General features: G+C 31.2%; 3 protein-coding genes. 2 read left to right on the forward strand and 1 reads right to left on the reverse strand.

Features of this window, described 5'->3' with window-relative positions:
- The first annotated feature begins 502 nt into the window (after nt 1–502).
- Entirely contained in the window at nt 503–877 is a 375-nt protein-coding gene (locus BN338_RS06670) for a DUF5330 domain-containing protein (protein ID WP_039760289.1), read from the forward strand.
- 107 nt (nt 878–984) lie between these two features.
- Nucleotides 985–1,395, forward strand: coding sequence for a SufE family protein (locus BN338_RS06675; RefSeq protein ID WP_039760292.1), 411 nt, complete (start codon nt 985–987; stop codon nt 1,393–1,395).
- 96 nt (nt 1,396–1,491) lie between these two features.
- On the opposite strand, the gene BN338_RS06680 is transcribed toward BN338_RS06675, so the two are convergent.
- Nucleotides 1,492–1,929 (reverse strand): Ros/MucR family transcriptional regulator, encoded by a 438-nt coding sequence (locus BN338_RS06680; protein WP_039760295.1) that lies wholly within the window; start codon nt 1,927–1,929, stop codon nt 1,492–1,494.
- Between the last annotated feature and the right edge of the window lie 185 nt (nt 1,930–2,114).

The raw sequence follows: 2,114 nt of genomic DNA on the forward strand, positions 1-2,114 counted from the left end.
TTACATGGAGAGGGTTACTTATCCGTAAATGGTTGGGTAAGAACGGTTATCTCTTAATAGTATTACATTTTGGCATAAATTTCTTCTATTCATATCCAATAATTTTTATAAGTATCAATTAAATTGATGTTTATAATGTTATAGAAAAAGTCTCGACTTGAGATAGAATCATAGGAGATGCATCTATATTTTTAGTTCTTATCTTATCGCTATATTTCCTTGTGGGATAAAAGGCTGTAAATGTGGGCCGTATACTTCTATCCCTGATGAATGATTATGTTTCTTATTTTTTGTATAATTTTGGTGTTAATTCTTTACCGAATCGATAATGTATACCATTTTATATAGTGGCTTTGTATCATATTTATAAAAAAGCCAATGATACAGGTCCAATAAATGAATACTCAATTTTAAAAAAGCTTATTTTATAAATTTTTTATAAAGAAGCAGTGTATAAAATACTCCTTTTATTGTATTTACCCCTTCGGTACATTAATTGCCCATGATACGTTTTTTAATCAAGTTATCATTTTTTTTGTTTTTTATTTTTGTCATTATTTCATTTTTTGTAGTAAATCCAAGCAGTGATCATTTTTCTAACCAAAAAAATAATGAGACAACAACGAGTGATGTAATTACTGCGTTTAAGGAAGCTTTAAATGACTTAGGAACATTTTGTGACCGTAATAAAGAAACCTGCAAAGTAGGAAAGTCTTTTTTAAGTTTACTTGGCGAACGTGCATATTACGGTGCAAGAGCTGCTTATGAATACTTAGGGCATATATTAGGGAACAAAAATAATATAGAGATTTCACCTAATGCTTCTCATAAAATAGAAATACAAGAATTCTTACAAAATCATACAATGTTATCTTGAAATAAGAATTTTTAATATTCTTCATATTTATTATGTTAGGAAAATAAATATTTATCTATCAATAAATATATTCAACATGATTATTAAAAGGAAACAGGACTAAGATAATGGCGGAAACAATCGATAATATTATAGAGAACTTTTCGCTTTTGGATAATTGGGAAGATCGTTATCGTTATGTTATTGAGCTTGGCTATGAATTGCCACCTTTTCCGGAAAGTGCTCGAAACGATAGTCACAAAGTTCCCGGCTGTGTCAGCCAAGTATGGCTTTTATCGTCACGTAATAATTCAGAAGACCCAATATTAACGTTTCAAGGCGATTCCGATGCCCATATTGTGCGTGGACTCATTTATATTCTTCTTGCTTTTTATTCAGGAAAAAAAGCTTCTGAAATTCGCAATTCTGACGCGCAAGATCTCTTTGAAAAACTTGGTTTAAATGAAAATCTTACACCACAGCGATCCAATGGTTTGAAATCAATGATCAAACGGATTCGTAACGAAAGCTATATATAATTCCCTTTCTAAAAATTATGACACACAAAAAACGATACTTTAAAAAGCAACTTTATATATCAATTTATACAGAAACTCTTTTTTCGCAAAATATAATTATTTAACCTTTTTCCGTTTGCTTTTGCGTCCAAGACCCATTTCTTTGGCTAAGGCTGATCGTGTTTTTGCATAATTAGGCGCTACCATAGGATAAGAGCTATCTAACTGCCATTTTTCACGATATTCCTCTGGCAACATTCCATAATGTGTCATGAGATGACGTTTGAGAGATTTAAACTTCTTTCCATCTTCAAGACAAATAAGATAATCAGGAAATACTGAACGCTTTGGATTAACGGCAGGCCTTTGTTTTTCAGCTTCAACCTCTGTTAACTCTAGATTCCCCGCTTTACGAAAAGCAGCATGGACATCAGCAATTAAACTTGGCACTTCAGTCGGTCGAATAGAATTATTACTCACGTAGGCAGCAACAATATCAGCAACCAATGTAATAACTAAATTGCTTTCAGTCTCTAAGACTGCACGATGTTCCATTCTTGTTTCCTTTAATTCAAAATCGAGTAATTTAAAATCGAGATGTAGTGCATATACTCATAAGATCTCATGCACATGAGTTTCATATTGTACAAAAATCTTTTTTGTCAATTCAATTATTCTATAAAATTGCCAAAACAACAAAAAAATCAAATAAACACCTCTTTTTTGTCATAATATACAAT

Origin of the sequence: Bartonella queenslandensis AUST/NH15, assembly GCF_000312585.1 — a bacterium.
In the GTDB taxonomy this organism is placed as follows: domain Bacteria; phylum Pseudomonadota; class Alphaproteobacteria; order Rhizobiales; family Rhizobiaceae; genus Bartonella; species Bartonella queenslandensis_A.

What these genes read in the sequence shown, in the direction of transcription:
- BN338_RS06670 (WP_039760289.1), top strand. Translation starts at nt 503, where the DNA reads ATGATACGTTTTTTAATCAAGTTATCATTTTTTTTGTTTTTTATTTTT.
- BN338_RS06675 (WP_039760292.1), top strand. Translation starts at nt 985, where the DNA reads ATGGCGGAAACAATCGATAATATTATAGAGAACTTTTCGCTTTTGGAT.
- BN338_RS06680 (WP_039760295.1), bottom strand. Translation starts at nt 1,929, where the DNA reads ATGGAACATCGTGCAGTCTTAGAGACTGAAAGCAATTTAGTTATTACA.